We start from the raw sequence: 25,422 nt of genomic DNA on the forward strand, positions 1-25,422 counted from the left end.
TCTGGTACGGCGGCGTGATTGCGTACGATAAAACCGGCGATGGCTATCTGGATCTGGCCTACGGTGACTCCGGCGCGGACTCCATTACGTACCTGATCAACAAGAACGGCGTACTGTCGCCGGATGGGACCAATGGCGGAGCAGGTTTCTGGGGGCAATTCACCACCATGCGTGAAATCTCCGGCGTCGACCTGAACAACGACGGCACGGTGGATATTGTCCAGCACACCAACCGCAGCGGCGCGTACTCGTTAACCGTGATCAACAACAACGGTAACGGCACGCTCTCCATCGGTCAGAACCTGACGAACGTGTTTGTGGCAAACGCCTCGAATACCACCACGGCGGCATCCATGACGTGGGCGGACTTCAACGGCGATGGCTACATGGATCTGTACCTGGGCAGCAGCTACAACAACAACGGCGGGGTGATCTACTACAACGACGGTACCGGGAAGCTCTCGGCCACCAAGAGCGCGGTAGAAGCCTCTAACGCAGCGGCGGGCTATTTGTCTGTGGCGGTGGACTGGAACGGCGACGGACAGATGGACATCGTCAAGCTCAGCACCTACGGCGGCTCGCAGACGGCGACCCTGTTCACCAACAACGGTTACGGCTCTACCTGGACCTCAAGCCAGCTGGCTTCAGGCCTGGCGAACGTCACCGGCGTGGCGGCTGTGGACTACAACTGGGACGGCGCGCAGGACCTGCTGGTTTCTCAGCAGAACGGCAAGGTGGTGCTGGTGCAAAACAGCAAAACCATTGCTGACGGCACCGCGATGCATCTGCACATTGTCGACAGCGAGGGCATCAACGCCTACTACGGCAACACGGTCAATCTGTACAACGCCGCGGGCGTGCTGGTGGCCTCGCAGATCATCAACGCCCAGTCCGGTATCGGTTCGAACGATACCTCTGCGCTGGTGAGCTTCTACGGGCTGGATCCGAATGAAACCTATTCGGCTGAGATCCTGAAGATCACCAACGGCGTGTCGGATAACGTCACCTGGAGCGGTCTGGAAGCGGGCAACGGCAAAGAGGGCTACGTTCTGACGGCCGAAGCGGCCACCGGCGGCCACAGCGGAACCATTACCGGGACCGGGTATAACGACACCTTTATCGCGGAAAACGGCACCTATACCTACAACGGTTCCGGCGGATGGAATACCCATTCCGACTATGACACCTGGAGCAACACCGGTGGGATGGACGTGGTGGATTACCGCAATGCGACGTCTGGCGTAACCGTTGACCTGCGCCTCTCAACCGCGCAGGACACCGGGTTCGGCACCACGCGTCTGCTGAACATTGAAGGGATTAACGGTTCGGATTTCGACGACGTCATCACCGGCAACAGCGGTGATAACCAGTTCGAAGGCCGCGGCGGAAATGACACCTTCAACATCGGCAGCGGCGGTCACGATACGTTGCTCTATAAGCTGATCAACGCGTCGGATGCGACGGGCGGTAACGGTCACGACGTGGTGAACGGCTTTACGGTCGGGACCTGGGAAGGGACAGCGGACACGGATCGTATTGACCTGCGCGATCTGCTCTCCGGAAGCGGCTATACCGGCACGGGCTCGGCGAGCTATGTGAACGGCGTGGCCACGCTGGACAGCAGCGCGGGCAATATCAGCGATTACATCCGCGTGGTGCAGAACGGCAGCAATACCGAGATCCAGGTTGACCTGGACGGTACGGGCGGCCAGTTCTCGCCGACCACTCTGGTGACGCTGAACGGCGTGCAGACGGATCTGGCGACGCTGCTGGCGAACCATCAGCTCTTAATTGCGTAAAACAACGCCGCGGGGAGCGATCCTCGCGGCTTTTTGGCATTTCTTTACACGAATAGTCATAACCCTATATTTCACAAGATTATTTTGCGGGCTCGTTTAGAAAGCGTTCGTTTTTTAATCATCCCGTAAAGGTATCATTTCAGGGCGGAATTACCGCTCTGGACAGGACGTAGCCTTATGAAGACACATCCACAGTACGAACCCTGGCTGCAGGGCATGCTCATCATCGCGAAGCACTACCGACTGGATTTTTCCGCGGAGCATGTTCGGGTCACAATTAACCATGAAAGCCAGTCTCCGCGCCAGCTGGTGCTGGAGGAGATGGCGCGCCAGCTTGGGCTGGGGATGCGTGTGGTGGCGGCGGAAGCGGTATCCCTCGATCCGTGGCGTCTGCCGCTGCTGGCGGAATTCACCGGCGGGCAGATTGCGGTGATCAACCGCATGGACAACGAAGGCAACGTCAGCCTGCAGTTCAGCGGCGATGCGGGGCTGGAGACGACGCTGACGCGCGAGGAGATCGGGTCGCGGTTAAAGGGCCTGATGGTGCTGCGCCCGCTCGAATCCACGCCGGATGCCCGCGTGGATGACTACATCAAACCGTACGAGAAAAACTGGTTCTGGCAGCTGGCGCTGAAGGACTGGCGACGCTACAGCGACATTATGCTGGTGGCGCTGGTCGCCAACGTGCTGGCGCTCTCAGGCATGGTCTTCTCCATGCAGGTGTACGACAGGGTGGTACCGTCGCAGTCGGAGGCCACGCTGTGGGTGCTGTTTGGCGGCGTGATGATTGCCATCGTGTTCGAATTCATCATGCGTATGCTGCGGGTGCATATTTCTGACGTAGTGGGCAAGCGCGCCGACCTGCGTATCTCTGAACGCGTTTTTGCCCACGCGCTGCGGATTAAAAACGGCGCGCGCTCGAGATCAACCGGATCGTTTATCGCGCAGATCCGCGAGCTGGAGTCGGTGCGCGAGCTGATCACCTCCACCACCATTGCGGCGATTTCCGATCTGCCGTTCTTCCTGCTGTTCGTCTTCATTCTGTGGATGATTGGCGGTCCGCTGGTGCTGGTGGTTCTGCTCGCCGTGCCGCTGCTGCTCATCCCGGGCCTGCTGGTACAGCGCCCGCTGGGGAAACTCTCTAGCGAAGGGATGCGCGAATCCGCCATCCGTAACGCCACGCTGGTAGAAGCGGTGCAGGGCATTGAAGACATTAAGCTGATGCGCGCCGAACAGCGTTTCCAGAACCAGTGGAATAATACCAACGACGTCGCCGCCAGCGTCGGCATGAAGCAGCGCTGGCTGACGGGCCTGCTGCTCACCTGGACCCAGGAGGTGCAGTCCATCGTTTATGCGGTAGTGCTGCTGGTGGGGTGTTATCTGGTCATCAGCGGCGATATGACCACCGGTGCGCTGGTCGGGACCTCGATTCTGGCGTCGCGGACCATTGCGCCGCTGTCGCAGATCTCAGGCGTGCTCTCGCGCTGGCAGTCGGCGAAAGTGGCCCGCAAGGGGCTGGACGATCTGATGCAGCGTCCGATTGACGATCCGCAGCACGGCAAGAAGGTGCACAAGGCCCACCTGCGCGGCGACTATTCGCTTGAGGACGTTGGGTTTTACTACGACGAGGAAGAGAAACTCACCGTGCTCAACATCAGCAAGCTGCAGATCCGCGCCGGGGAGCGCGTGGCTGTGCTTGGACGCAATGGTTCCGGGAAAAGCACGCTGTTACAGCTTCTGGCGGGCATGCAGGAGCCGCAGCAGGGCAGCATTCTGCTGGACGATATTGCGCTCAATCACCTCGACCCGGCCGACGTGCGTCGGGACATGCAGCTGCTGAGCCAGCAGGCCCGGCTGTTCTTTGGCTCCGTGCGGGACAACATCCTGATGGGGAACCCGCTCGCCACCGATGACGAAATTCATCAGGCGCTGGTCAACAGCGGCGCGCTGGAGTTTGTGCGCAAGCAGAAAATGGGGCTGAACACCGTCATCAACGAGGGCGGAACGGGCCTCTCCGGCGGACAGCGTCAGGCGCTGCTGCTGGCGCGCGCCCTGATCACCTCGCCAAATATCCTGCTGCTGGACGAGCCTACCGCCTGGCTGGACGAAATGAGCGAGAAGCAGTTTATTCAGCATCTTCACAAATGGCTGGGTAAACGCCGGACGCTGGTCGTGGCGACGCATCGCCTGCCGATTCTGGACCTGGTCGATCGCATCATCGTGCTGGAAAACGGCAAGGTGGTGATGGATGGACCGCGCGACGCTATCCTGCACCAGCACGGTATGGCACCGCAAAAAGCAGCACAGCGCACCGTGACCATGAAGCCGGCGGCGGTTGCAGAGGAGGGCGCGGCATGAATGATTTGTCTCGTTTCAATAGCCGGCTGAAGGAGCCTCGCCTGCCGCGCTCTACCCTGGTGGCATGGTCGCTGTTTGCCCTGCTGGCGGTGTTTATCGCCTGGGCAAGCCTGTTCCATCTGGATGAGGTGACCACCGGCAGCGGTAAGGTGATACCGTCTTCGCATGAGCAGGTCATTCAGTCCCTGGAAGGCGGCATTATCCACAGCCTGATGGTGCGCGAAGGCGACATTGTGGAACGCGGCCAGCAGCTCGCGCAGCTTGACCGGACGAAAACCGAGTCGAGCGTGCTGGAGAGCGAGTCTCGTCTGAATGCGGCGCTGGCAACGGCGGCGCGCCTGAAGGCCGAGGTGAACGACACGGAACTCGCGTTTCCGGAAGAGCTGGATGACGACGTTGAGCTGGTCAAACAGGAAACGGCGCTCTACCAGTCCCGTCGTGAAAGCCTCGAAAAAGGACTGGCCGGTTTGCGTCAGGGGGCCGAGCTGGTGCAGCGCGAACTGTCGTTGACCCGTCCGCTGGTGACCCAGGGAGCGGCCAGCAAGGTGGAGGTGCTGCGTCTTGAGCGTCAGAAAAATGAGCTTGAGAACAAAATCACCGAGATGAAAAACCAGTATTACGTTCGCGCCCGTGAAGAGCTGGCGAAAGCCAATGCGGAGATTGAAGCCCAGCGTTCGGTGATGAAGGGCCGGGAAGACTCTCTGACCCGGCTGACCTTCAATGCCCCGGTTCGCGGGATCGTGAAGGATATCGACGTTACGACCGTGGGAGGCGTCATCCCGCCGAACGGCAAGCTGATGAGTCTGGTTCCGCTTGACGATCAGATGGTGATTGAAGCGAAAATTTCGCCGCGCGATGTGGCGTTTATCCATCCCGGACAGAAGGCGCTGGTAAAAGTGACGGCTTATGACTACTCCATTTACGGCGGGCTGGAAGGGGAAGTGACCATGATTTCGCCGGACACCCTGCAGGATGAGGTGAAAAGAGATGTTTATTACTATCGCGTCTATATCCGTACCGACAGTAACCATCTGACCAATAAGCAAGGTCAGGAATTCCCGGTCTTTCCGGGCATGATAGCTACCGTAGACATTAAAACCGGCAGCAAAACCATTCTGGATTATCTGTTGAAACCGCTGAACAAGGCAAAAGAGGCGCTGCGGGAACGATAGGTTAAGGGCGTTCGGAACACCGAACGCCTGGTGAATTATACGGTTGACGTCATGTTATGAGCGTGGCGTCGCTCTTTAGGTACGACGTTGATGTAATGGGTAACATACGCAAAATATAATCCGGCATAATTTTCAACAAGTTCGAGAAACGCCGGGTATATCGACATTCGACCATCACCACGATCTTTAAGATAACCCGCCTCTTGTGCCGATTTAATAATTCGGTTGACGTGAATGCGCGAAACAAAAAATTCTTTTGCTAGCGTGCTTGCTGAATATTCAATGACGGCACCATGGGCAGATTTGTTTTTCATGGCCTGCAGGTAAAGATAAAGCATAATCATACGCCCGCCATCTTTATCGATAAATAATCCCACTTCTGGCAGCACCTTTCGGAACGTTAATCCCCGAAAAAGATATTCAGCCGCACGGCGAAAAAAGTTGTTTCTCGAAATATCATTATCCAGCAGGTTAACATTAATGTTAAATGCTGGGTAAAGAATGCTGACGGGCAAAAAAGCACCGAACATATAACGCTTAAGTTCATTGAGACCTTTTTCAGTGGGCGCGATTCTCGTTTTACGTCGGTCTTCCGTGCAGCGCCAGGTTCTGATGCGCCCGGTGGTTCTGAGTATCGTAATGATCGCAATAACGCTGTTAGGGCTGGCTATCTTATAGCGAGAACATAACTCTTTAATCTCTGAAACTGACTCGGCCTGATTTCCAAAAATAAAGCAACACATGGAGAGAATAATATTGAATCGTGATTCCTGCAGCATTGTCTTGTAGAACAAAGGTTGTTTTTTGTAGATGGTGTCATTAATTGTGTAGTGCTCTAATATTGCCTCACCGAATCGCGGATTGCTCTTTATAACATCCCTTCGATGTAGCAAGGCCCTGGATGAGATATGATTATCCATAGCATTTTTCTCGTATTTGAATGAACCGATAGATGAAGTATCCAGTCTTCTTTTTCGGAATTTTCATTATACCCTGAGAATGAGATGTTTGTCGGGGTTATTTGAAAAGAAAAGTATATTTAAACCGCGGTGATTAACGCAAAGATGTTCCGGTGAGTTCAGCTGATAATTGTTTCGTACCCTGTGGCTGTATTGTAAAATTAATGATTATAAAAGGTGCGTTAAATTTTACGTATTCACAAATGGAAAAGGTGCGTTAGTGCCCAGGAGCAGTTTATGACCCACAAAATTTCTCACAGAAATGGGGCGTGCGATGAACAAAAATTTGTCATTTCAGCCTGCGGTTTTACGTTCCAGGGATATCGTCTGATCCTAAGCCAGTACGAAATAGAGGCTTCGCATCTGCACTTTGAGGGGGATGAGATATCCGAGCGGGATATGGAAAATATCCTTATAAATCAAAATGCTCATATCGTTGTCTTTCTTGGTAAGGGGGTCGTGAATCTCCTGGAAAGCCTGAAGCGTCTGGCATCCGTGCTCAATACACTTCCCGTTATTAGACGTGTCACCCTGTATGGTGACATACCGGATGGCTGGCTGTATCGCACCCTGGGCAGTCTTTTAAATAATAGTTATCAGTTATCATTGATTCGTATAGCCCGCGTTTCAGATATTATAACCTTTATTCATACGCACCATAATGTATTTAAGGACCGTTCGTACTTATTACGCGATCGTTACCGGGATAACTCTTCCCAGGAAAACGTAAAGTGGCTAACAAAAAGAGAGATTGATGTTTTATTAAATTTCTATCGCGGTATGTCAGTAAAAGAAATGTGCGAAAGAATGGGGTTGTCGAATAAGACGGTTTATACCCATCGGAAGGAGGGTGTGCTCAAATTAAACTTAATTAAGCGATGGCTACACGATCCGCATAATTTAAAAGCGGAAGGGCGAATTAAACATCAGCGCCAGAAAACAGAATTCACGGATAAGGAAACAGAAATATTTAATGCGCTACTTAAAAGAGAGATCTTCCCTGCCTATCAGATTATTACCGATCGTGACAAAAAGGGCGTAGGTTTTGAAATACTTATTCGCTGGAATAAAAATGGTAAAATTGTCAAGCCAGCCAGTTTTCTCACGGACATCTCAAATCATGAGATATGGTTAAAAATAACAGCGTTAGTCATCCATGCCGCCGTTTCGGGTATTAATAAGTATAACGGGAAATATTATTTTTCTGTGAACATCCCGCCTCGCCTGGCTTCCGGAAATGCATTGCCTGATATGGCACGCAAAGCCATCGATATGCTGCTCAAACCGCAGTGGGCCGAAAAGCTGGTCTTTGAATTTGCAGAGGATATTGACGTAACTAAGGACAAAAGGATCCCTGAAACCATGCGGCATTTACGTAATACAGGGTGTCGATTGTATCTGGATGACTGCTTCTCAAATCATCAAACCATGTTCCCGGTGCGCCAGGTGCATTTTGATGGACTTAAGCTGGATCGGGACATCGTTGAGCATTTTGTGGCAAACGACAATGACTATAACCTGATTAAAGCGATACAGCTTTATAGCGATATGACCGGAACGGACTGTATTGCCGAGGGGGTTGACAGTGAAGAAAAGTTTGAAAAATTAGTCGCGCTGGGCGTCAAGAATTTTCAGGGGTATTATTTATCGCGGGCCGTGAAAGAGGAAGAGTTAGACCGTATGGTAAGATTGTTTAGTTAGGTAAAAATAAAGCCCCGAAGGGGCTTTTGTTATTTTCGACCCAGCAACAGACCGAGAACAATACCGACAGCACCCGCGGCGACGAGGCCGGTGAGGGGATTATTTCTGACCGCTTCTGTTACATCGGAAACGGCATCGCTGGCCTGCGCGGCATATTTTTTAGCTGCACCTTTTACCTGATGCTTTGGTGAATCAACGAATTCACCAAACTGCTGCTGCGCTGAGCCTGCTAGTTCATCAAATTTATTTTTTGCTTTATCTTCAGCAAACTGGGTATTTTTATCAGTACCGAAATCAGACATTTTTGCCTCCTTTTGTTGATAATTAAAGGATAGCCGTTCTTTGTGGATACGGGAGACGCAACGCTAAATTCGGCACCTTAAAGGGCGGTTTTCGGATATATCTCTATATCCGGAACCCGTTATTTCTCATTGTCATCCTGACCGTAAAACAGTTTCCCGATGCGGATCAGCGGGCGGCCCTGTGACTTACGGTGCAGGTTACTGTCTCTGAGCGAATAAACGCAGCCGCAGTATTCCTGCTGGTAAAACTGTTCCCGCTTGCTGATCTCAATCATGCGTGAAGAGCCGCCCTGTTTGCGCCAGTTATAGTCCCAGTAAACCATACCCGGATAGCGCGCGGCCGCACGCTGGCCGCAGTCGTTTATCTGCTGCATGTTCTTCCAGCGGGAGATCCCGAGCGAGCTGCTGATGACGCTGAATCCATTCTCTGCCGCATAGAGCGCCGTACGCTCGAAACGCATATCGAAGCACATGGTGCAGCGGACGCCGCGCTCGGGTTCCCATTCCATGCCTTTCGCGCGTTCAAACCAGTTATCGGTGTCGTAATCGGCATCAACAAACGGCACGCCGTGTTTTTCCGCAAAGCGTATATTCTCCTCTTTACGAATGAGGTATTCCTTTTGCGGATGGATATTGGGGTTATAGAAGAAAATGGTGTACTCAATGCCCGACGCCTGGATGGCCTCCATCACTTCACCCGAGCAGGGGGCGCAGCAGGAGTGCAGCAGCAGTTTGTCAGCGCCGTTTGGCAAGGTGAGTTGAGGGCGGATAAAAGGGGCTGTCGTCATGGCGTTCTGCACTATGTTTATGAAATTTATGGAAGGGTAGCATAAATTCAGAATCTGTTGAGACGGGATCGACGCAGGAAAGAGCGATCCCGCGGGGCGGGATCTTCTCGGGTATGACGTGCCGCTATTCGGCAAATTTGAGCAACGCTTCTCCGTCAAGACGGTATCGCACCCATTCGGACTGCGGCAGCGCGCCAATGCTCAGATAAAAATCGATGGCGGGCTGGTTCCAGTCCAGCACGCTCCATTCAAGGCGGCCACACTGCCGTTTTACCGCGAGCTGAGCAATATGTTTCAGCAGCGCTCTTCCCGCGCCTTTACCGCGATATTCCGGGGAAACGTAAAGGTCTTCCATATAAATCCCGTTGCGGCCAAGCCAGGTTGAATAGCTGGTGAAGAACACGGCATAGCCGGCGATCTTGCCTTCACACTCCGCGATCAACGCTTCGGTTTTTGTACCTGCGCCAAAGAGCGTTTCCCGGATCTCCTCCGGCGTGGTAACTACTTCTTCCGGGGCTTTTTCATACACCGCCAGCTCGTAAATCATGGCGTAAATGGCCGCCGCATCTTCGGGGCGTGCCTGACGAAGGGTGATGCTCATTGTTTTTCCTGCTTTTTAGCGTGCGTCTTGATTGATGGCGTTAAGCATACGGAGTATTGTCCGAAGAATTAAGTGCAATGAAATCAACATATGATGAATATTATGCATCCGGCCCTGAGACGGCTTGATTTAAACCTGCTGCCCGTTTTCGACGCGATCTACCGCCACCGTTCCGTTCGGCTGGCCGCTGACGAGCTGGCGATGAGCACATCCGCGCTCAGCCATGCGCTGTCGCGCCTGCGCGCCAGCCTGAATGACCCGCTGTTTTTCCGCGCAGGGCATCGTATGTCCCCCAGCGTTTATGCCTCTCAGCTCGCACCTTCGATTGCTTCCGCACTCTCGTTCCTTAATCATGAACTGACCCCGCAGCCGGAGTTTGATGCGGCCAGCAGTACGGAGAGCCTGCAGATTGCGATAACGGACTTTACCGCGCTTTGCATTTTTCCGGCTCTGATGCACAGTCTGCAGCTTACTGCCCCTGGGTTACGCTTTGAATTGCGCTATCTGCCGCACAGTCCGGCGCTGACGGAACTGCTGGCGGGCGAGGTGGATCTGGCGCTGGGCTTCAGCACTCAGGATGATATCCAACACCCGGAACTGGAAGAGATCGACTGGTTTGAAGATGAGTATGTGGTCATCAGCAACGCGCGGCGGACGCGTCTGACGCTGGAGGATTATCTCGCGGCCCGACATCTGGTGGTGACCCCATGGAATGAGAAGCAGGGCGTTCTTGACGTACGGCTTGAGCAGCTAGGCTATACCCGGCAAATCGCGATCAAAACGCCGTCAATGCTCAGCGCACCGTTTATCGTAGCGGAAAGCGACCTGCTGATGGCGATCCCTCGTTACGCCGCTGAGAAGCTGGTTGCGGCAGCAGACCTGAGGATTTTTGCTTTACCGTTTTCGATACGCACGTTTGAAGTGAAAATTTACTCGCATAAGCGCAGCGGCCAGCGGGGCGCGACCCGCTGGCTGAAGGAGGAACTGCAGACGCTGGCGCAGGCTGTCAGGGGACGGTAGGCTATTTGTTAGCGGTCAGCCCAGCCCGCGCTTTAATATAGAGCAGAGCGAGTCTGTCCATAGAAGCTTAGGTCCTGAAGATTTTATTCATCCAGTAACGGTTTTCGATTATCTTTCGCTGGCTCTGGCTTGAGTTTTTCAACGGGAATACTGCACATGCTTTCCGCTATTATCCCAAAAAGAGAGTCTTTCGGGTAACTTTCCCATTGTCCCACATCCTGTGTCACATGTACGACATCGCCTTCCGCGAACGGTTTCGAAAAATAGGTTCGTGCCATAATAGCACGCTGGTTTTTGTCGCAGTTAATCACGTCGATTGCCCGGGAGCTCGCTATGTAGACGGGAGGATTTTTTATAATGAGTGTTTTCTCGGCGTAGTTATTGATGAAATAAAAGCGGCGCAAGTGGCCGTTACCCTGATAAGTTGAAATCACCCGAAAATCGATATACGAAGCAATTCTTTTATCTTCAAGGATTTTTATGACGCCTGCCGGTGGCTTGGGGGTAGACTGGGGCTGGGGTTTACTTGTCCCGGTACAACCTGTCAGCATAAGTAATACCAGCCATGTTAGCTTTTTCATTTCGCATCCCCTGCGGATAAATCAGGTCGTAATGTCGTCAGCATGTCAGGCGTTACATTTCCCTGAACGGTACAGAGCAATAATGTCCCGTCTTTACCTTTGCTGAGCATTAACAGCTTTTCGGTACTTTCTTTTGCCGGAGCAATACCTGACACCGCCTGCGCGTTGTCTTCCCAGTCACTGTTTGGGTTGATTTTAATCATTGTCTGAGAAACATAATCATCTCCCGCCTTTTTCCAGGATAAATGATCAAGTCTGGACATTACTTCTTCTTGCGACTCTTTGAAAATGAGTCCCCAGTAATAGTACTTACCGTAATTGATTTCATCGAGATTGCTGGTTTGCAGGTAATATCCCGATACCGTCAGATTTAATTCATGCAGTGGTTGAGCAAACCAGATGGTGCGATTGCCGTCTTCAGGGGCTTTGAACCAGGCCTGCGAATGCTTGTTGAGCGTTAAGGGGGCTACGCGGCTGAGTTTGGCTCGCTGATGATAAATCTCGTTGAAAAAGGTTGAGTCGCAGCGGGTTAACGTTTGTGTCAACGTGCTGGCGTGAACCGCGGGTGTGGCTACAGCCATACCTGCTATGAGCCCAATGGAGGAGATGTGTTTACGCATGTAATATCCCTATATTAAAAAAAGACCCTATTTTTATCGGCTTATCAGGATGAGACTTTACGCTTTTTTATTTTGCTTCGTTATCAGGCGTATTGAATACCTAACCTACAGTCAGTTAACCCTGCTCATCGAGCATCTGGCGATGGGTTATTGCCTTCGTTTAAAACCCTGCGAAGTTTTAGTATCCATGAAAGAAGTAGCGAATCTTCAGGCCGATAAACTTCAGTACAGGCCAGACATAATGCTGAATTACATATAAGACAGGTGGCACAACCAATGTCGCACCAGTTGCGCAGATTGCGTATACCGCCGAATCCTTTGCAATTAACCCATAGTTTAGGTTAAGTGTTTCAAGATTAATTGCCTTGGCTGTATTCGAACCTACAAATCCAGAACTAAAAACGACCAGGAACACATAAAGTGATGCTGTTATGAGTTTTAAAATTAGCCAAAAAAATTTCACAATAATCACCTGCTGATTGATGCCACCATTTAACACAAAAACGTCCAGCTTAGCGAGTTTATGGTTTGGGTTGTTCTGAATAGTATTCAGATCATGACACCTCATCATCTTCCAGGAATGTCGCCGGGTATTTAATTCAGGCAGCAGAAAATCACTTTCAGATACCTCGTCACTATTTATCTGATGTCACGAATAGGGCAGAGAGAAAAGAATTGCGTAACGAAACTTTTTACATGTTAAGTAACTGGCTGATAAACATAGAAAACATAAGGTTTACATAAAGCACCTTTAAAAGATACAATACCCCCCTATAGTATCAGGAGGGCGTATGCCGCATTCACCCGAAGATAAAAAACGTATTCTTACCCGCGTCCGGCGCATTCGGGGCCAGGTTGATGCCCTTGAACGCGCGCTGGAGTCGGGCGATCCCTGTCTGGCCATCCTGCAGCAAATTGCCGCCGTGCGCGGGGCTGCCAATGGCCTGATGGGCGAAATGGTTGAGATTCACCTCAAAGATGAGCTGGTAGCGGGGGAAACCACGCCGGATCAGCGTGCCGTACGCATGGCGGAAGTCGGCCATTTACTGCGCTCTTATCTAAAATAAATCCACATACCTGACAAGAAGGGAAGACATATGAAATCTCGCGCTGCAGTTGCATTTGGCCCCGGCCAGCCGCTCAAAATCGTTGAAATTGACGTGGCACCGCCAAAGAAAGGGGAAGTGCTGATCAAAATTACCCATACCGGTGTATGTCATACCGATGCGTTTACGCTTTCGGGCGACGACCCGGAAGGCGTTTTCCCGGCGGTACTCGGCCATGAAGGCGGCGGGATTGTGGTGGAAGTGGGCGAGGGCGTGACCAGCCTGAAGCCGGGCGATCACGTGATCCCGCTGTACACCGCGGAATGCGGCGAATGCAAGTTCTGTAAATCCGGCAAAACTAACCTCTGTCAGGCGGTGCGCGCCACCCAGGGCAAAGGGCTGATGCCGGACGGGACGACCCGTTTCTCTTACAACGGCGAGCCGGTTTATCACTACATGGGCACCAGCACCTTCAGCGAATACACCGTTTGCGCGGAGATCTCGCTGGCGAAGGTGAACCCGCAGGCGCCGCTGGACAAAGTCTGCCTGCTGGGCTGCGGCGTGACCACCGGTATTGGCGCGGTGCACAACACGGCAAAAGTTAAAGAGGGCGATACCGTAGCTGTGTTCGGTCTCGGCGGCATTGGTCTGGCGGTGATTCAGGGCGCGGTTCAGGCGAAAGCCGGTCGTATCATCGCGGTCGACACCAACCCGGAGAAATTCAGGCTGGCGGGTGAAATGGGCGCGACCGATTTCGTGAACCCGAAAGATCACGAGAAGCCGATTCAGGACGTCATCGTTGAGATGACCGACGGCGGCGTGGACTTCAGCTTCGAGTGTATCGGCAACGTCAACGTGATGCGTTCCGCGCTGGAGTGCTGCCACAAAGGCTGGGGCGAGAGCATCATTATTGGCGTGGCCGGAGCAGGCCAGGAGATTAAAACCCGTCCATTCCAGCTGGTCACCGGGCGCGTATGGCGCGGTTCCGCGTTTGGCGGCGTGAAGGGGCGTACACAGCTTCCGGGTATGGTTGAAGATGCTATGGTCGGCAAGATTCAGCTCGATCCGTTCATTACCCACCGCTTACCGCTGGAGCAGATTAACGAGGCGTTCGATTTGATGCACGAAGGAAAATCCATCCGTACCGTTATCCATTTCGGCGACAAGTAACTCTTCTGCCAGCGGTTTTTCGCCGCTGGCATTTCTTTAATAATCTTCTCTAAAGTGTGACCAGTGCGGCGTTTTTAGCCGTAATCTAAATCTCTGCCGTGCCGATGACTATTTAACAGGCGTGTTTTTACGCATCTTACCTACAAGAGAGTCGACGGTCATGGACAACACTACTTCGATGCTGGCGCAGCGCAAGCTGGGCTTCTTGCATCACATCAGGCTGGTTCCGCTGTTTTCCTCCATTCTCGGTGGCATTATTCTTCTGTTTGCCTTGAGCTCGGGTCTGGCAGGGTATTTCCTGCTGCAGGCCGATAACGATCAGCAGGATGTCACATCCGAAATTCAGGTGCGTATGGGGCTGTCGAACAGCTCAAACCATCTGCGAACCGCGCGTATTAATCTGATCCACGCCGGTGCGGCAAGCCGAATCGCGGAGATGGATGCGATGAAGCAGAACATCAGCGAGGCGGAAACACGCATTAAGCAGTCTCAGGATAGCTTTACCGCCTACATGAATCGCGCCGTGCGTACCGCCGAGGGCGCAGCGCTGGATGCGGAGCTGAAGACCCGGTATGACGCCTATATCGCGGGCATGCAGCCGATGGTGAAATTCGCCAAAAACGGCATGTTCGAGGCGATTATCAACCATGAAAACGAAACGGCGCGTCCGCTGGACGACGCTTACAACGCCGTACTGCTGAAGGCAATTAAAATCCGTACCGACCGTGCCAATGCGCTAACGGCGCAGGCGCACAGCCGCACGCAGCTGGGCCTGATGTTTATGGTGGGCGCGTTTGCGCTGGCGCTGGTGCTGACGGCGATGACCTTTGTCGTGCTGCGCCGCACAGTAATCAATCCGCTTCAGCGTGCAGCGAAACGTATCGAGAATATCGCTAAGGGCGACCTGACGATGCCGGACGACGTGGCGGGGCGCAGCGAAATTGGCCGCCTGACGCGCGATCTGCAAACCATGCAGCACTCGCTTGAAAAAACGGTCGGCACCGTGCGTCAGGGGGCGGAGGAGATTTACCGCGGCACCAGCGAGATCTCTGCCGGTAACACCGACCTCTCTTCCCGTACCGAGCAGCAGGCTGCCGCCATCGAGCAAACCGCCGCCAGCATGGAACAGCTGACCGCGACGGTGAAGCAGAACGCCGATAACGCCCATCATGCCAGCAAGCTGGCGGAAGATGCCTCCGGTAAGGCCAGTCGCGGCGGTCAGATGGTTTCCGGCGTGGTGAAAACCATGGGCAATATCTCCAGCAGCTCGAAGAAGATCTCTGAAATCACCGCCGTGATTAACAGCATTGCCTTCCAGACCAATATCCTGGCGCTTAACGCGGCGGTAGAAGCGGCGCGGGCGGGCGAGCAGGGGCGCGGATTTGCCGTGGTGGCAAGTGAAGTGCGCACCCTGGCAAGCCGCAGTGCGAATGCCGCAAAAGAGATCGAAAGCCTGATCAACGAATCCGTATCGCTGATCGACCAGGGTTCCGGTGAAGTTGTCGCCGCCGGTAACACTATGAATGAAATCGTCGAAGCGGTTAAACGCGTGACCGACATCATGCTGGAGATTGCCGCAGCGTCCGATGAGCAGAGCCGCGGTATCGTGCAGGTGAGCCAGGCGATTTCCGAGATGGATAAAGTGACCCAGCAGAACGCCTCGCTGGTGGAGGAAGCCTCCGCGGCGGCGGCGTCTCTGGAAGAACAGGGCGCGCGTCTGACCGAGGCGGTCGGCGCATTTCGGTTGAGCAGCAAGACACAGGGGCGTACTCAACCGCAGAACTCCGCAGCGGTAAAACCGGCTGCACTACGTCCGGCGGTTGCAGATAGCGGGGACAACTGGGAGACGTTCTGAGTCGACAGCCGTGTCGGGTGGCACTTCGCTTACCCGACCTACAAAAACTGACCTACAAAAACTGACCTACAAAAAAGGGACCTTTCGGTCCCTTTTTCACATCTTATTTCTTATCGGGTAATGCGTACGCGATAACGTAATCACCGCGATCCGGCGACTGGCGGGCGCCACCGGCGTTAATGATGATGTACTGCTTACCGGTTTTCGGCGACACGTAGGTCATCGGGCCGGACTGGCTGCCAACCGGCAGGCGGTCTTTCCAGATCTCTTTCCCGGTGGCGGTATCAAACGCGCGCAGGTAGAAATCCTGGGTACCGGCAAAGAACAGCAGGCCGGACTGGGTAGAGAGCGACGCGCCCAGGGTGGGCATGCCGATTGGGATTGGCATGTGCATACGAATGCCCAGCGGGCCGGTATCTTCCACCGTGCCGACAGGGACCTGCCACACCAGCTTGCCGGTTTTCAGGTCAACGGCTGACATGGTACCAAACGGCGGCTTCTGGCACGGAATACCCAGCGGTGACAGGAAGCGTTCGCGCATCGCGCCGAACGGCGTGCCGTCCATTGGAACTATCCCCATCTCAATGCCGCTGGCATTTTTCGCCACGTTCGCGCGCGGCACCATATAGTTTGCCAGACCCAGGCGCATATCGTTGACGAACATCAGGCTGTTGTTCGGGTCAACGGAGACGCTGCCCCAGTTCATCCCGCCGAGTGATCCAGGGAACTGCAGGGAACGGTCGAGACCCGGTGGAGTGAAGACGCCCTGATGACGCATCTCTTTAAACTGAATGCGGCACAGCAGCAGGTCGACAGGCGTCGCGCCCCACATGTCGGATTCGGTCAGCGTCTGGTTGCCAATCATCGGCATGCCGACGGAGTACGGCTGGGTCGGGGAATAGCGTTCACCTTCAACGTTACCCGCCGGGACAGGGCGTTCCTCTACCTTCGCGACCGGCTTACCGGTTTCGCGGTTAAGCATGAAGATCATGCCCTGCTTGCTGGTCTGCACCAGCACAGGCGTGGTGCCGCCCTTACCGTCAGGCAGGTCGTACAGCAGCGGCTGGGAAGGCAGGTCGAAGTCCCACAGGTCGTGGTGGGTAGTCTGGAAATGCCAGCGAACCTGACCGGTGGCCGCGTCGACGGCGACGATGGATGAACTGTACTTATCGTCCAGCGCGGTACGCTCTCCCGCCCAGAAGTCTGGCGTGGCGTTGCCGGTTGGCAGGTAGATTAGATTCAGTTTGGCGTCGTAAGACATCGCTGACCAGACGTTCGGCGTACCGCGGGTGTAGGTCTGGCCTTCCGGCGGCAGGCCGGTCAGGTTCGGATTACCCGGATCCCACGCCCAGGCCAGCTTACCGGTGTGAACGTCGTAGGCGCGCACAACGCCCGGCGGCTCGCCGGTAGAGTAGTTATCCGCGACGCGACCGCCGACGACAACAACATTCCCGGCAACCAGCGGCGTCGAGGTTTGCTGATAATATCCGGGCTTAATCTCACCCATGCCGACGCTCAGATCCACGGTGCCGTGGTCGCCGAAGTCGTCGCAGACCTTGCCGGTATCCGCGTTGATGGCAATCAGTCGGGCATCGGTAGTGGGCAGGAACAGGCGGCGAGGGCATGCAGCAGGCTGTGTTTCTGCCTGTGACGTTGTCACGCTGGAGTGGTCTTCAAAATAGCCCAGACCGCGACAGCGCTGCCAGTTAGGGGCCGTGGCTTTGGAATCGTAGCGCCATTTTTCTTTACCGGAATCCACGTCCAGCGCCAGCACTTTACTGTATGGGGTACAGACATACAGCGTGTCGCCAATCTGCAGAGGCGTGTTCTGATCTTCCGCACCCGAGCCGTTGCTCTGCGGAATATCGCCGGTGTGCGCAACCCAGGCGACTTTCAGATCGCGGACGTTTTGCTTGTTAATCTGGTCCAGCGCGGCGAAACGGTCGCCGTGGGTGGTATTGCCCCAGTGCTCCCAGTTCTTTTGCTGCTCGCCAGGGGCGACGGGTTTCACCGGAACGGGCTCGTTGGCAGCCACGAGGGTCTGAGGCTTAAACATCCAGCCCAGGCTGGCCAGCATGGCCACCGCGAGCAGGGCCGCGACGCCAAAGGCGGGCGTCTTGTTCGGTGCAGCGTAGTTTGCCGTGCGCAGGAAGGGCCAGACGATGGCGCACAGGAACGCCAGTACGGCAAAGGTAAACAGGCGGGAGAAGAGCGGCCAGAAATCCCAACCCGCATCGCTTACCGCCCAGAATAGCGAGGCGATAAACGCGATGCCGTAAAGCACAATCCCGCTGGTGCGGTTGAGGAAAATCAGGATCGCGGCAATCACCATTACCACGCCCATTATCAGGAAGTAACTACTTCCGCCCACGGTGGCGAGCTTTAAGCCCAACCCGCCGACGGCCAGACCGATGAGCATCATCAGTCCGGCAAGAAGCCACTGCAGAATACGAGGTATCCCGCGCGGCGCGCTGCCAAATGCCATTTCTGTCTCCTTAGCTCCCCCCGCTGTGTCGGGTATGTACCAGTTGGGTAATAAATGCGGTGGGATTGATGGTTAATACCGGTGAATTCGTTTATATCAAATAATTTGCGAACCATTTGGTGAATTCTCCGCTATGATAAAACTGTTAAATTGTTTTAAGCAATTGTTAATGATTTATTCCGCATTATTTGATTAACGCACAGGTCAACCCCCTCGCCCCTGAGGGGAGAGGGTCAGGGCGAGGGGCAAAAAGGTTCTAAACCGGCATTGATTTACGGATGGCGCTCAGCAGCGTCTGCGCACCCGTTGAGAGTGGGGTGTCGACGCGGGTCAATATGCCGATAGGTTCACCGGGGCCAGGGGAGGTAATCGGCAGCGCGATCAGCGTTGCCTGGCGTAAATCATCTTTTACCGCCCCGGAAGGGACGAACCAGACGTAGTCATAATCCAGCGTAAGCTGGCGTGAAAGCGAGGCTGACAGCGTTTCGATACACCCTGAGGGCAGCGTACACCCCTGCATTTGCAGCAAGGTTTCGGCGGTCTGGCGCGGGACGGTCCCTTTCGGGCACACCACCACCGGCCACTCCATGACGCGGCTTAACGTCACCGTGTCCTGCAGCAGCGGGTGATCGGGACGAACCACCAGCTTCAGGGACTCCAGGAACAGCAGTTCGTAATTGAGACCCCCCATCAGTTCAGGGTCGGACATGCGGCCGATACCGATATCCAGCTCGCCCGATTTCAACCCCGCGAGCAGCATCGTGTTATTCATGGTGGCAACCTGAATCGTGGTATGCCGTTGCTGCTTGTGGAACTGGCCAATCACCGGCGGAAGAATGCCCAGCGCGGCGGTGGGCAGGGCCCCGACGCGGACGACCTCGCTGGTGTGTTCTTCTTTACGGTGCAGGGACTGGCCTGCGGTATTGAGCGCATCCAGCACCTTAACGGCGTGCGTAAGGAACTGTTCGCCCACGATGGTAAGCTGCGCCCCCAGCCGACCGCGGTCAAAAAGACGGGCGCCGGTCAGCTGTTCAAGCTCGTTGAGGGTTTTTGAGAGCGCAGGCTGGCTCAGGTTAAGAGTTTCAGCCGCACGCCCCAGCGTTCCCTGTTGAGCGACGGCCACAAATGTATGCAAATGGCGCAAGCGTATGCGCTGACTGAACAGACCATTTTTTTCCATAGGCGATGTTAAAAACAGAGCGATGCGGGTGACAAGTTAAGTTATTTAATTTTGATAACCTGATAGCAAAATATTTTTAACATTTGATCTGTTTGAGTTACAACATGTTTTTCGGCGGGGAATAAGAGCGAACGTCCTTGTTCATTTATTGCTCATTGCTGAGGGGAAAGGGTTAAGCGTTTAGATTACGCCGTCACCGCCGTCAGAACACCACACCTGGCCGGACGTAAACGAACATTCATCCGAGGCCAGCGTGACGTACAGCGGGGCGATCTCGACGGGCTGACCCGGACGTCCCAGCGGCGTATCTCCGCCAAACTCCTTCACTTTTTCCATCGGCTGGCCGCCGCTGGACTGCAGCACCGTCCAGTATGGGCCGGGAGCGACCGCGTTGACGCGAATGCCTTTCGGACCCAGCTGCTTGGCTAAGGATTTGGTAAATACCGCCAGACAGGCTTTGGTCTGGGCGTAGTCCAGCAGCACCGGGCTGGGCTTCACGGCCTGAACGGAGGAGGTATTAATGATAACGGACGAGGCCTTCAGGTGCCGCAGCGCCGCCTTCGTGATCCAGAAAGGGGCATATACGTTGGTTTTAAACGTCGCGTCAAAATCTTCGGTAGTCAGCTCTTCAAGGGATTCACGGAACTGCTGGCGACCGGCGTTGTTGACCAGAATATCCAGCCCGCCCAGCTTCGAGACGGCTTCTTCGACCAGGTTCTGGCAGAAGGTTTCGTCCCGAACGTCCCCCGGCAGCGCGACGGCGTTCCGGCCTTCGGCTTTGATCAGGTCGATGACCTCCGCGGCGTCTTTTTCCTCTTCAGGCAGATAGTTAATCGCCACGTCAGCGCCTTCACGGGCATAGGCGATGGCCACTGCGCGACCGATACCCGAGTCACCGCCGGTGATCAGCGCTTTTTTACCGGCCAGGCGGCCATGCCCTTTGTAGCTGGTTTCCCCGTGGTCGGGTACAGGCTGCATTTCGGATGCCAGTCCCGGTGGCGTTTGTGGCTGTTCCGGGAACGGGGGCTGCGGATAAGCGTTCGTACGTTGTTGGGTATCACTCATAGCTGACTCCTTAAGCCAAGGGGTGAGATTTGATGGATAACTGCAGCGTTAACGCTTCGCTGAATTATTTCTGCAAACGATCGACGCGGACGACGGCAGGAGATGATTTTTTATCAAGCGAACCGTTGATGCTGATCATCTGGTCGGGTTTTACCGTTCTGCCATCGAAGACTGCCTGGGGAATAATAACGTCGATTTTTCCGGTTTTATCCTGAAATACAAACTTATCGCCGCTACCGTCAATAAGATTACCGCGCAGTGAAATGGTCGCACCGTCGTGCAGTTGTTTTGCCTGATCGATGGTCATAATACGCGCGTCATCGGTTCCGCGATATCCGCTATCCAGCGCATGGGGTGGCGGCGGAGCTTCACCTTTTTGTAACCCGCCGTTATTATCTGCGAAGGCGGCCGGAACCAGAAATATCATAAAAGCGGAAATAAGCGATAATTTCATCGGATATCCTTCATTTTGGGTGTCTTGACTTATTAAGTATTGTTGCTATTTCTTTATGTGGCAAATGTGATAAGTCCTAAAAACATTCGCGTGAGAAATCAAACTTATCGGATAATAAGCGAAACGGTGACGATGACCATGAAGCGTGAAAATGAAAAGTTGCCCGGGATAGATGAGAGTTTTCGCTTGCTGACGTTTGAATACGCGTTTCGTCAGGTGGGTTTTATTGTTCTGCTGGCTATTATCATCGCGGCTATCGCCGGTCTGTTTTCAAGCGGGTGGGTCAGCGATACGGTCAAAACCAATTCCGCAAAATCACTGACCATAAGCTATGAACGGTTCGGCCGACGGGAGACGGAGACGCGAATGGAGCTGGCGTTCCCGGTGCAATCAGAGGGTAAGTATGTTCTCAGTATGGCCAGCGAGAGCAACGATGTTTACGAGCCTGGCAGCGTCTGGCCGCAGCCTGACAGCATGTTCAGCCGGGGCAAGACCCTCTATTTTGTCTATAACAACCTGAAAAAGTCAGACCGCTTCGCGGTGTTATTCTTCACCACGCCTTCGAGAGCCGGTAAATGGAACACAACCATCCGTATTAACAGCGAGCCGGAGATAACCTTCTGGCAATTTATTTACCCCTAGGAGGCTGATATGGATATGGTCTTTCGTGCGCTGGCGATTTATCTGTTCCTCGTGGTGGTTTTTAAAGTGGCCGGGCGGCGTGCGCTGCTGCAGATGACCAGCTTCGATCTCATTCTGCTCCTGATAATTAGTGAAGCCACGCAACAGGCGCTTCTGGGACAGGATTTTTCCGTCACCGGCGCGATGATTACGATTACCACCCTGGTGGTGGTGGATATTATTTTTGGCCTTATGAAAAAGTATTTTTCGCCCGTAGAGAATATTCTGGACGGTACTCCCGTTATTCTGGTTGAGAACGGCGTGCCGTTAGCCGATAAACTGAAAAAAGTCGATGTGTCCTGTGATGATATTCTGGTGTCGGCGCGCCAGAATAATGGCATTACCGGAATAAGCCAAATTAAATATGCCATACTTGAGCGCAATGGACATATTTCAATCATTCCTTTCGAGAAATAAGAGGCGAAAAGATGAGCAATCTTTTTCACGACAACAATTATACCGTGGGTGAACTGACGAAAAAACTGGCGAGCAAATTAACCGATCTCGGGCTTCGCTTAACCACGGCGGAATCCTGTACCGGCGGAAAGCTCTCGGTAGCACTTTGTGCCGAAGAGAACACGGCCGATTTTTATGATGTTGGCCTGGTCGTATTCAGCGACGAAGCCAAAGCGCGGATCCTCGGCGTTCGTCCTGAGACGCTCGCGCGCTATACCGCCGTCAGTGAGCAGACGGTGACCGAGATGGCCGCCAGCATCCGCGACATCGCCCAGGCGGATATCAGTATCGCCATCAGCGGCTATGCTGGCCCGGAAGGGGGCGACGACGGCACGGCGGCGGGGACGGTCTGCTTTGCGTGGAACATCCAGGGCGAGACGCAAACCCGCACCGTACTGTTTTCCGGAGACTGTCAGGACGTGGTGGAAAAAGCGGTGCATTTTTCGCTGGCCGAGCTGGTGACAGCATTGTCGGACGGGCATAACGGTTGAGTTTACGTGGAGGTTCTATGGCTGTCATAGTCATTACCGGTGGGACGGCGGGCGTGGGAAAAGCCACGGCGCTGCACTTTGCAAAAGCAGGTTACGATGTGGGCCTCATCGCCCGCGATGAAGCAAGCCTGCACTCCACCCAGGAAGAGCTGCGCCGCTTCGGCGTAAATGCACACGCCGTGCAGGCGGACGTCGCCGACAGTCAGGCGGTGGTGGATGCGGCTAACGAGATTGAGTATCGCCTCGGCGCGATTGATGTCTGGGTGAACAACGCCATGGGGGCCGTGCTGGCGCCGTTTCGCACCCTTACGCCGGACGAGTTTCGTCGCGTGACTGAGGTGACGTACCTCGGCTACGTGAACGGCACCCGCGCGGCGCTGGAGCTTATGGTTCCGCGCGACAGGGGCGTGATTATCCAGGTAGGGTCCGCGCTGGCCTACCGTTCCATTCCCCTGCAGTCCGCCTACTGCGGGGCCAAAGCGGCGATCCGCGGGTTTACCGATGCGGTGCGTACCGAGCTGATGCATGAAAACAGCCGGGTTCAGCTTTCGATGGTGCAGATGCCGGGGCTTAACACGCCGCAGTTTGAATGGGCAAGGAACAAGTTCGCGTGGGCAATGCGCCCGGTACCGCCGGTGTTCGAGCCTGAAGTCGCCGCCAGCGCCATCTTCAGGGTGGCGCAAAAGCCGGTACGCGAGCTGTGGGTTGGCAGCAGCACCATTCAGTCGATTGTCGGGCAGTTCCTCTTTCCGGGTTTTCTGGACAGGCTGATGGTGAAGAAAGCCTGGGAAGGCCAGATGACCGACGATCTGAACGCGCCGGACCGTCGGGATTATCTCGACCAGCCGGTTAACGACCTGCACAAAATCCATGGCCGTTTCACTGATGAAGCGAAAACCCGCGCGTCGTCCGTGACCTCCGGTATGCCGGGCAAAGTGGCGTTAGGGGGGCTGGCGTTGGCGGGTATTGTGTTGACGCGTTTGCTAACCCGCCGGAAACCATAATCAGCGCAGCGCGCTGCGGTGCGTCCAGAACCAGCGATAGCCGTAGCCGCCAAGGCTGAGCTCAACGGTTTTACCGCAAACCAGCGCGTCATCGTAGCGTTTGTCCGCAAGACAGGCGGTCCAGGTGGCGTTGCGGATCCCCTTGACGGTGAACCGTACCGGCTAGTCGCTGAAGTTAACAAAGGTCAGGATGCTGCGTTCTTCGGTCTCGTAATAGATCCCCAGCACCGCGTCATTATCGATCGTGAGGAGCCCAAAGGGCGCAACGGCGATTTCGGGGAACTCCGAACGGGTATTGGCGATATCAATGATCCGGTGCAGAAGCGAGTTGCGGTGGAGGAGCGAATCGGCGACGTTGATTTTCTGATAGCGATAAGGGCCGCGGTCGATAATCGGCGCGATAAATTTTTTCGGGTCGGCAGCCGAAAAACCGCCGCCTTGCGATCCCGCCCACTGCATCGGGGTGCGCACAGCGTAGCGCTCCTCCAGATCGAGGTCATCCCCCATGCCGATCTCATCGCCGTAGCGCATCACCGGAACGCCGGGCAGGGAAAATAGCACCGCATGGCAGAACGCCAGCCGCTTCCGATCGCCATTGAGCATCGGCGCCAGGCGGCGGCGGATCCCGCGCTGATAGACGTTCATCTCCTCTTCAGGGGCGAAGGTATCGAGGACAAACTGTTTGTCTTTCTGGCTAATGCCCTCCAGATCCAGCTCGTCGTGATTGCGCAGCCAGTTGGCAAAACAGCATGAATCGGGCGGGACGATCATCTTCTTCACCGCGTTGCGCAGCGGACGGGCGCTTTTGCGGGCCAGGCTGACGTAAAAATACTTGTTGAGCCAGAAATTGAGCACCAGATTCAGGCGGTCATTATTGCCAAAGTAGTCCTGATAGGCCTCCACCTCAACGTCGACCTCACCCAGCAGGATCGCGTCCGGGTTGTGTTGCTCGATAAGACGACGCATATGCTCGAGGATCCACAGGCCCTTTTTTTCATCACCGTTTCCCGCCTGGGTGGTCAGGTGGGACGCGGCATCCAGGCGAAATCCCGACACGCCCAGCTTGAGCCAGAAGAGGATGATGTTCTCAATCTCTTTCAGCACCGCGGGCGAGGTCAGGTTCAGGTCCGGTTCGTGGCGATAGAACATGTGCCGGTAGTATTGTCCCGCCTCGTCGTCCCAGCTCCAGATGCTCTCCTCGACGCCGGGAAACATGGGGGGCGTATCGTCCTCGTCACTATCTGACCAGAGGTAGTAATCCCGGTAGGGTGACGCCGGGTTGCGGCGGGCCTGCTGGAACCAGGGATGCGCGTCGGAGGTGTGCTGGATCAGCAGCTCGATAATGACCTGCATGCCCAGCTCGCGGGCCTGTTCGATAAAGGCGATGATATCGGCCAGCTTTCCGAATCGAGGGTCCACCTGGAGATGGTCGCTGACGTCATAGCCTTCATCAAGAAAGGGCGTGAGGTAAAACGGGGTGATCCAGATAACCGTCGCCCCCATGCGGCGAATGTAGCGCAGCTTGGCCGCTATCCCGGCGATGTCCCCGCAGCCATCGCCGTTCAGGTCATAAAAGAGTGCGGTATCAATCTGGTAAATAATGGCCCGTGTATGCCAGTCCGTCATAGCGTTCC

Annotated in this window: 22 protein-coding genes and 2 pseudogenes; 12 read left to right on the forward strand and 12 right to left on the reverse strand. The window is 54.7% G+C overall.

Annotation, left to right across the window (positions count from 1 at the left end):
- Positions 1–248 precede the first annotated feature (248 nt).
- The 3 genes and pseudogenes from PUP35_RS21990 to PUP35_RS10270 form a co-directional block, all read left to right on the forward strand.
- Positions 249–1,799 (forward strand): annotated as a pseudogene (locus PUP35_RS21990) (FG-GAP-like repeat-containing protein); the annotation flags it as partial.
- A gap of 177 nt (positions 1,800–1,976) precedes the next feature.
- Positions 1,977–4,157 (forward strand): type I secretion system permease/ATPase, encoded by a 2,181-nt coding sequence (locus tag PUP35_RS10265; protein WP_274243091.1) that lies wholly within the window; start codon positions 1,977–1,979, stop codon positions 4,155–4,157.
- The gene (locus PUP35_RS10270) at positions 4,154–5,329 is read left to right on the forward strand and encodes an HlyD family type I secretion periplasmic adaptor subunit (RefSeq protein ID WP_115875014.1); all 1,176 of its coding nucleotides are present in this window, start codon (positions 4,154–4,156) and stop codon (positions 5,327–5,329) included. The genes PUP35_RS10265 and PUP35_RS10270 overlap by 4 nt, the downstream gene beginning before the upstream one ends.
- 35 nt (positions 5,330–5,364) lie before the next feature.
- Here PUP35_RS10270 and PUP35_RS10275 read toward each other — a convergent pair whose 3' ends face one another.
- Positions 5,365–6,249, reverse strand: coding sequence for a MarR family transcriptional regulator (locus PUP35_RS10275; RefSeq protein WP_274243092.1), 885 nt, complete (start codon positions 6,247–6,249; stop codon positions 5,365–5,367).
- A 276-nt stretch (positions 6,250–6,525) separates the two neighbouring features.
- Between PUP35_RS10275 and PUP35_RS10280 the strand changes: the two genes are divergently transcribed.
- Positions 6,526–7,989, forward strand: coding sequence for an EAL domain-containing protein (locus tag PUP35_RS10280; RefSeq protein ID WP_115875016.1), 1,464 nt, complete (start codon positions 6,526–6,528; stop codon positions 7,987–7,989).
- Positions 7,990–8,018: 29 nt separating this feature from the next.
- Here the strand turns inward: PUP35_RS10280 and PUP35_RS10285 are convergent, their stop codons facing one another.
- From PUP35_RS10285 to PUP35_RS10295, 3 genes are all read right to left on the reverse strand, one after another.
- Positions 8,019–8,291, reverse strand: coding sequence for a DUF883 family protein (locus PUP35_RS10285; protein ID WP_023311651.1), 273 nt, complete (start codon positions 8,289–8,291; stop codon positions 8,019–8,021).
- A gap of 119 nt (positions 8,292–8,410) precedes the next feature.
- Positions 8,411–9,079: an epoxyqueuosine reductase QueH gene (locus tag PUP35_RS10290; RefSeq protein WP_008502293.1), complete on the reverse strand. Its 669-nt coding sequence runs from the start codon at positions 9,077–9,079 to the stop codon at positions 8,411–8,413.
- Positions 9,080–9,203: 124 nt separating this feature from the next.
- Complete coding sequence (locus tag PUP35_RS10295; RefSeq protein WP_111964655.1) at positions 9,204–9,680, reverse strand: GNAT family N-acetyltransferase; 477 nt, start codon at positions 9,678–9,680, stop codon at positions 9,204–9,206.
- A gap of 90 nt (positions 9,681–9,770) precedes the next feature.
- Between PUP35_RS10295 and PUP35_RS10300 the strand changes: the two genes are divergently transcribed.
- Positions 9,771–10,700 (forward strand): LysR family transcriptional regulator, encoded by a 930-nt coding sequence (locus tag PUP35_RS10300; protein WP_274243093.1) that lies wholly within the window; start codon positions 9,771–9,773, stop codon positions 10,698–10,700.
- Between the two features lie 83 nt (positions 10,701–10,783).
- Here the strand turns inward: PUP35_RS10300 and PUP35_RS10305 are convergent, their stop codons facing one another.
- The 3 genes from PUP35_RS10305 to PUP35_RS10315 form a co-directional block, all read right to left on the reverse strand.
- Positions 10,784–11,281: a surface-adhesin E family protein gene (locus tag PUP35_RS10305; RefSeq protein ID WP_244599408.1), complete on the reverse strand. Its 498-nt coding sequence runs from the start codon at positions 11,279–11,281 to the stop codon at positions 10,784–10,786.
- Positions 11,278–11,901: a hypothetical protein gene (locus PUP35_RS10310; protein ID WP_271367840.1), complete on the reverse strand. Its 624-nt coding sequence runs from the start codon at positions 11,899–11,901 to the stop codon at positions 11,278–11,280. Before PUP35_RS10310 ends, PUP35_RS10305 begins: the two co-directional genes overlap by 4 nt.
- A 178-nt stretch (positions 11,902–12,079) precedes the next feature.
- Positions 12,080–12,400: a hypothetical protein gene (locus PUP35_RS10315; RefSeq protein WP_127730790.1), complete on the reverse strand. Its 321-nt coding sequence runs from the start codon at positions 12,398–12,400 to the stop codon at positions 12,080–12,082.
- A gap of 292 nt (positions 12,401–12,692) precedes the next feature.
- On the opposite strand from PUP35_RS10315, the gene PUP35_RS10320 reads away from it, so the two are divergent.
- From PUP35_RS10320 to PUP35_RS10330, 3 genes are all read left to right on the forward strand, one after another.
- Positions 12,693–12,968, forward strand: coding sequence for a metal/formaldehyde-sensitive transcriptional repressor (locus PUP35_RS10320; RefSeq protein WP_021242544.1), 276 nt, complete (start codon positions 12,693–12,695; stop codon positions 12,966–12,968).
- A gap of 30 nt (positions 12,969–12,998) precedes the next feature.
- Positions 12,999–14,117, forward strand: a complete 1,119-nt coding sequence (locus tag PUP35_RS10325) for an S-(hydroxymethyl)glutathione dehydrogenase/class III alcohol dehydrogenase (protein WP_021242543.1) — start codon at positions 12,999–13,001, stop codon at positions 14,115–14,117.
- A 160-nt stretch (positions 14,118–14,277) separates the two neighbouring features.
- Complete coding sequence (locus PUP35_RS10330; RefSeq protein ID WP_271367841.1) at positions 14,278–15,972, forward strand: methyl-accepting chemotaxis protein; 1,695 nt, start codon at positions 14,278–14,280, stop codon at positions 15,970–15,972.
- A 103-nt stretch (positions 15,973–16,075) separates the two neighbouring features.
- Here PUP35_RS10330 and PUP35_RS10335 read toward each other — a convergent pair whose 3' ends face one another.
- From PUP35_RS10335 to PUP35_RS10350, 4 genes are all read right to left on the reverse strand, one after another.
- Positions 16,076–18,457: a glucose/quinate/shikimate family membrane-bound PQQ-dependent dehydrogenase gene (locus PUP35_RS10335; RefSeq protein WP_274243094.1), complete on the reverse strand. Its 2,382-nt coding sequence runs from the start codon at positions 18,455–18,457 to the stop codon at positions 16,076–16,078.
- A gap of 256 nt (positions 18,458–18,713) precedes the next feature.
- The gene (locus tag PUP35_RS10340; RefSeq protein WP_127730796.1) at positions 18,714–19,637 is read right to left on the reverse strand and encodes a LysR substrate-binding domain-containing protein; all 924 of its coding nucleotides are present in this window, start codon (positions 19,635–19,637) and stop codon (positions 18,714–18,716) included.
- 180 nt (positions 19,638–19,817) lie between these two features.
- Positions 19,818–20,702 (reverse strand): SDR family oxidoreductase, encoded by an 885-nt coding sequence (locus PUP35_RS10345; protein WP_021242539.1) that lies wholly within the window; start codon positions 20,700–20,702, stop codon positions 19,818–19,820.
- Between the two features lie 64 nt (positions 20,703–20,766).
- A complete protein-coding gene (locus tag PUP35_RS10350; RefSeq protein WP_045910503.1) occupies positions 20,767–21,156 on the reverse strand; it encodes a YdeI family stress tolerance OB fold protein in 390 nt (129 codons plus the stop codon).
- Between the two features lie 138 nt (positions 21,157–21,294).
- Between PUP35_RS10350 and PUP35_RS10355 the strand changes: the two genes are divergently transcribed.
- From PUP35_RS10355 to PUP35_RS10370, 4 genes are read left to right on the forward strand one after another with little or no spacing between them, the layout of a single operon-like run.
- A complete protein-coding gene (locus PUP35_RS10355; protein WP_127730800.1) occupies positions 21,295–21,798 on the forward strand; it encodes a hypothetical protein in 504 nt (167 codons plus the stop codon).
- A 9-nt stretch (positions 21,799–21,807) separates the two neighbouring features.
- Positions 21,808–22,254: a DUF421 domain-containing protein gene (locus PUP35_RS10360; RefSeq protein ID WP_274243095.1), complete on the forward strand. Its 447-nt coding sequence runs from the start codon at positions 21,808–21,810 to the stop codon at positions 22,252–22,254.
- An 11-nt stretch (positions 22,255–22,265) separates the two neighbouring features.
- Positions 22,266–22,784, forward strand: a complete 519-nt coding sequence (locus PUP35_RS10365; RefSeq protein ID WP_045910504.1) for a 2-oxo-tetronate isomerase — start codon at positions 22,266–22,268, stop codon at positions 22,782–22,784.
- 17 nt (positions 22,785–22,801) lie between these two features.
- Positions 22,802–23,788, forward strand: coding sequence for an SDR family oxidoreductase (locus PUP35_RS10370; RefSeq protein ID WP_104948601.1), 987 nt, complete (start codon positions 22,802–22,804; stop codon positions 23,786–23,788).
- On the opposite strand, the pseudogene PUP35_RS10375 reads toward PUP35_RS10370, so the two are convergent.
- Positions 23,789–25,414 (reverse strand): annotated as a pseudogene (locus PUP35_RS10375) (alpha-amylase family protein).
- Positions 25,415–25,422: the final 8 nt, after the last annotated feature.

The organism is Enterobacter sp. S-33 (assembly GCF_028735835.1).
GTDB classification, from domain to species: domain Bacteria; phylum Pseudomonadota; class Gammaproteobacteria; order Enterobacterales; family Enterobacteriaceae; genus Enterobacter; species Enterobacter vonholyi.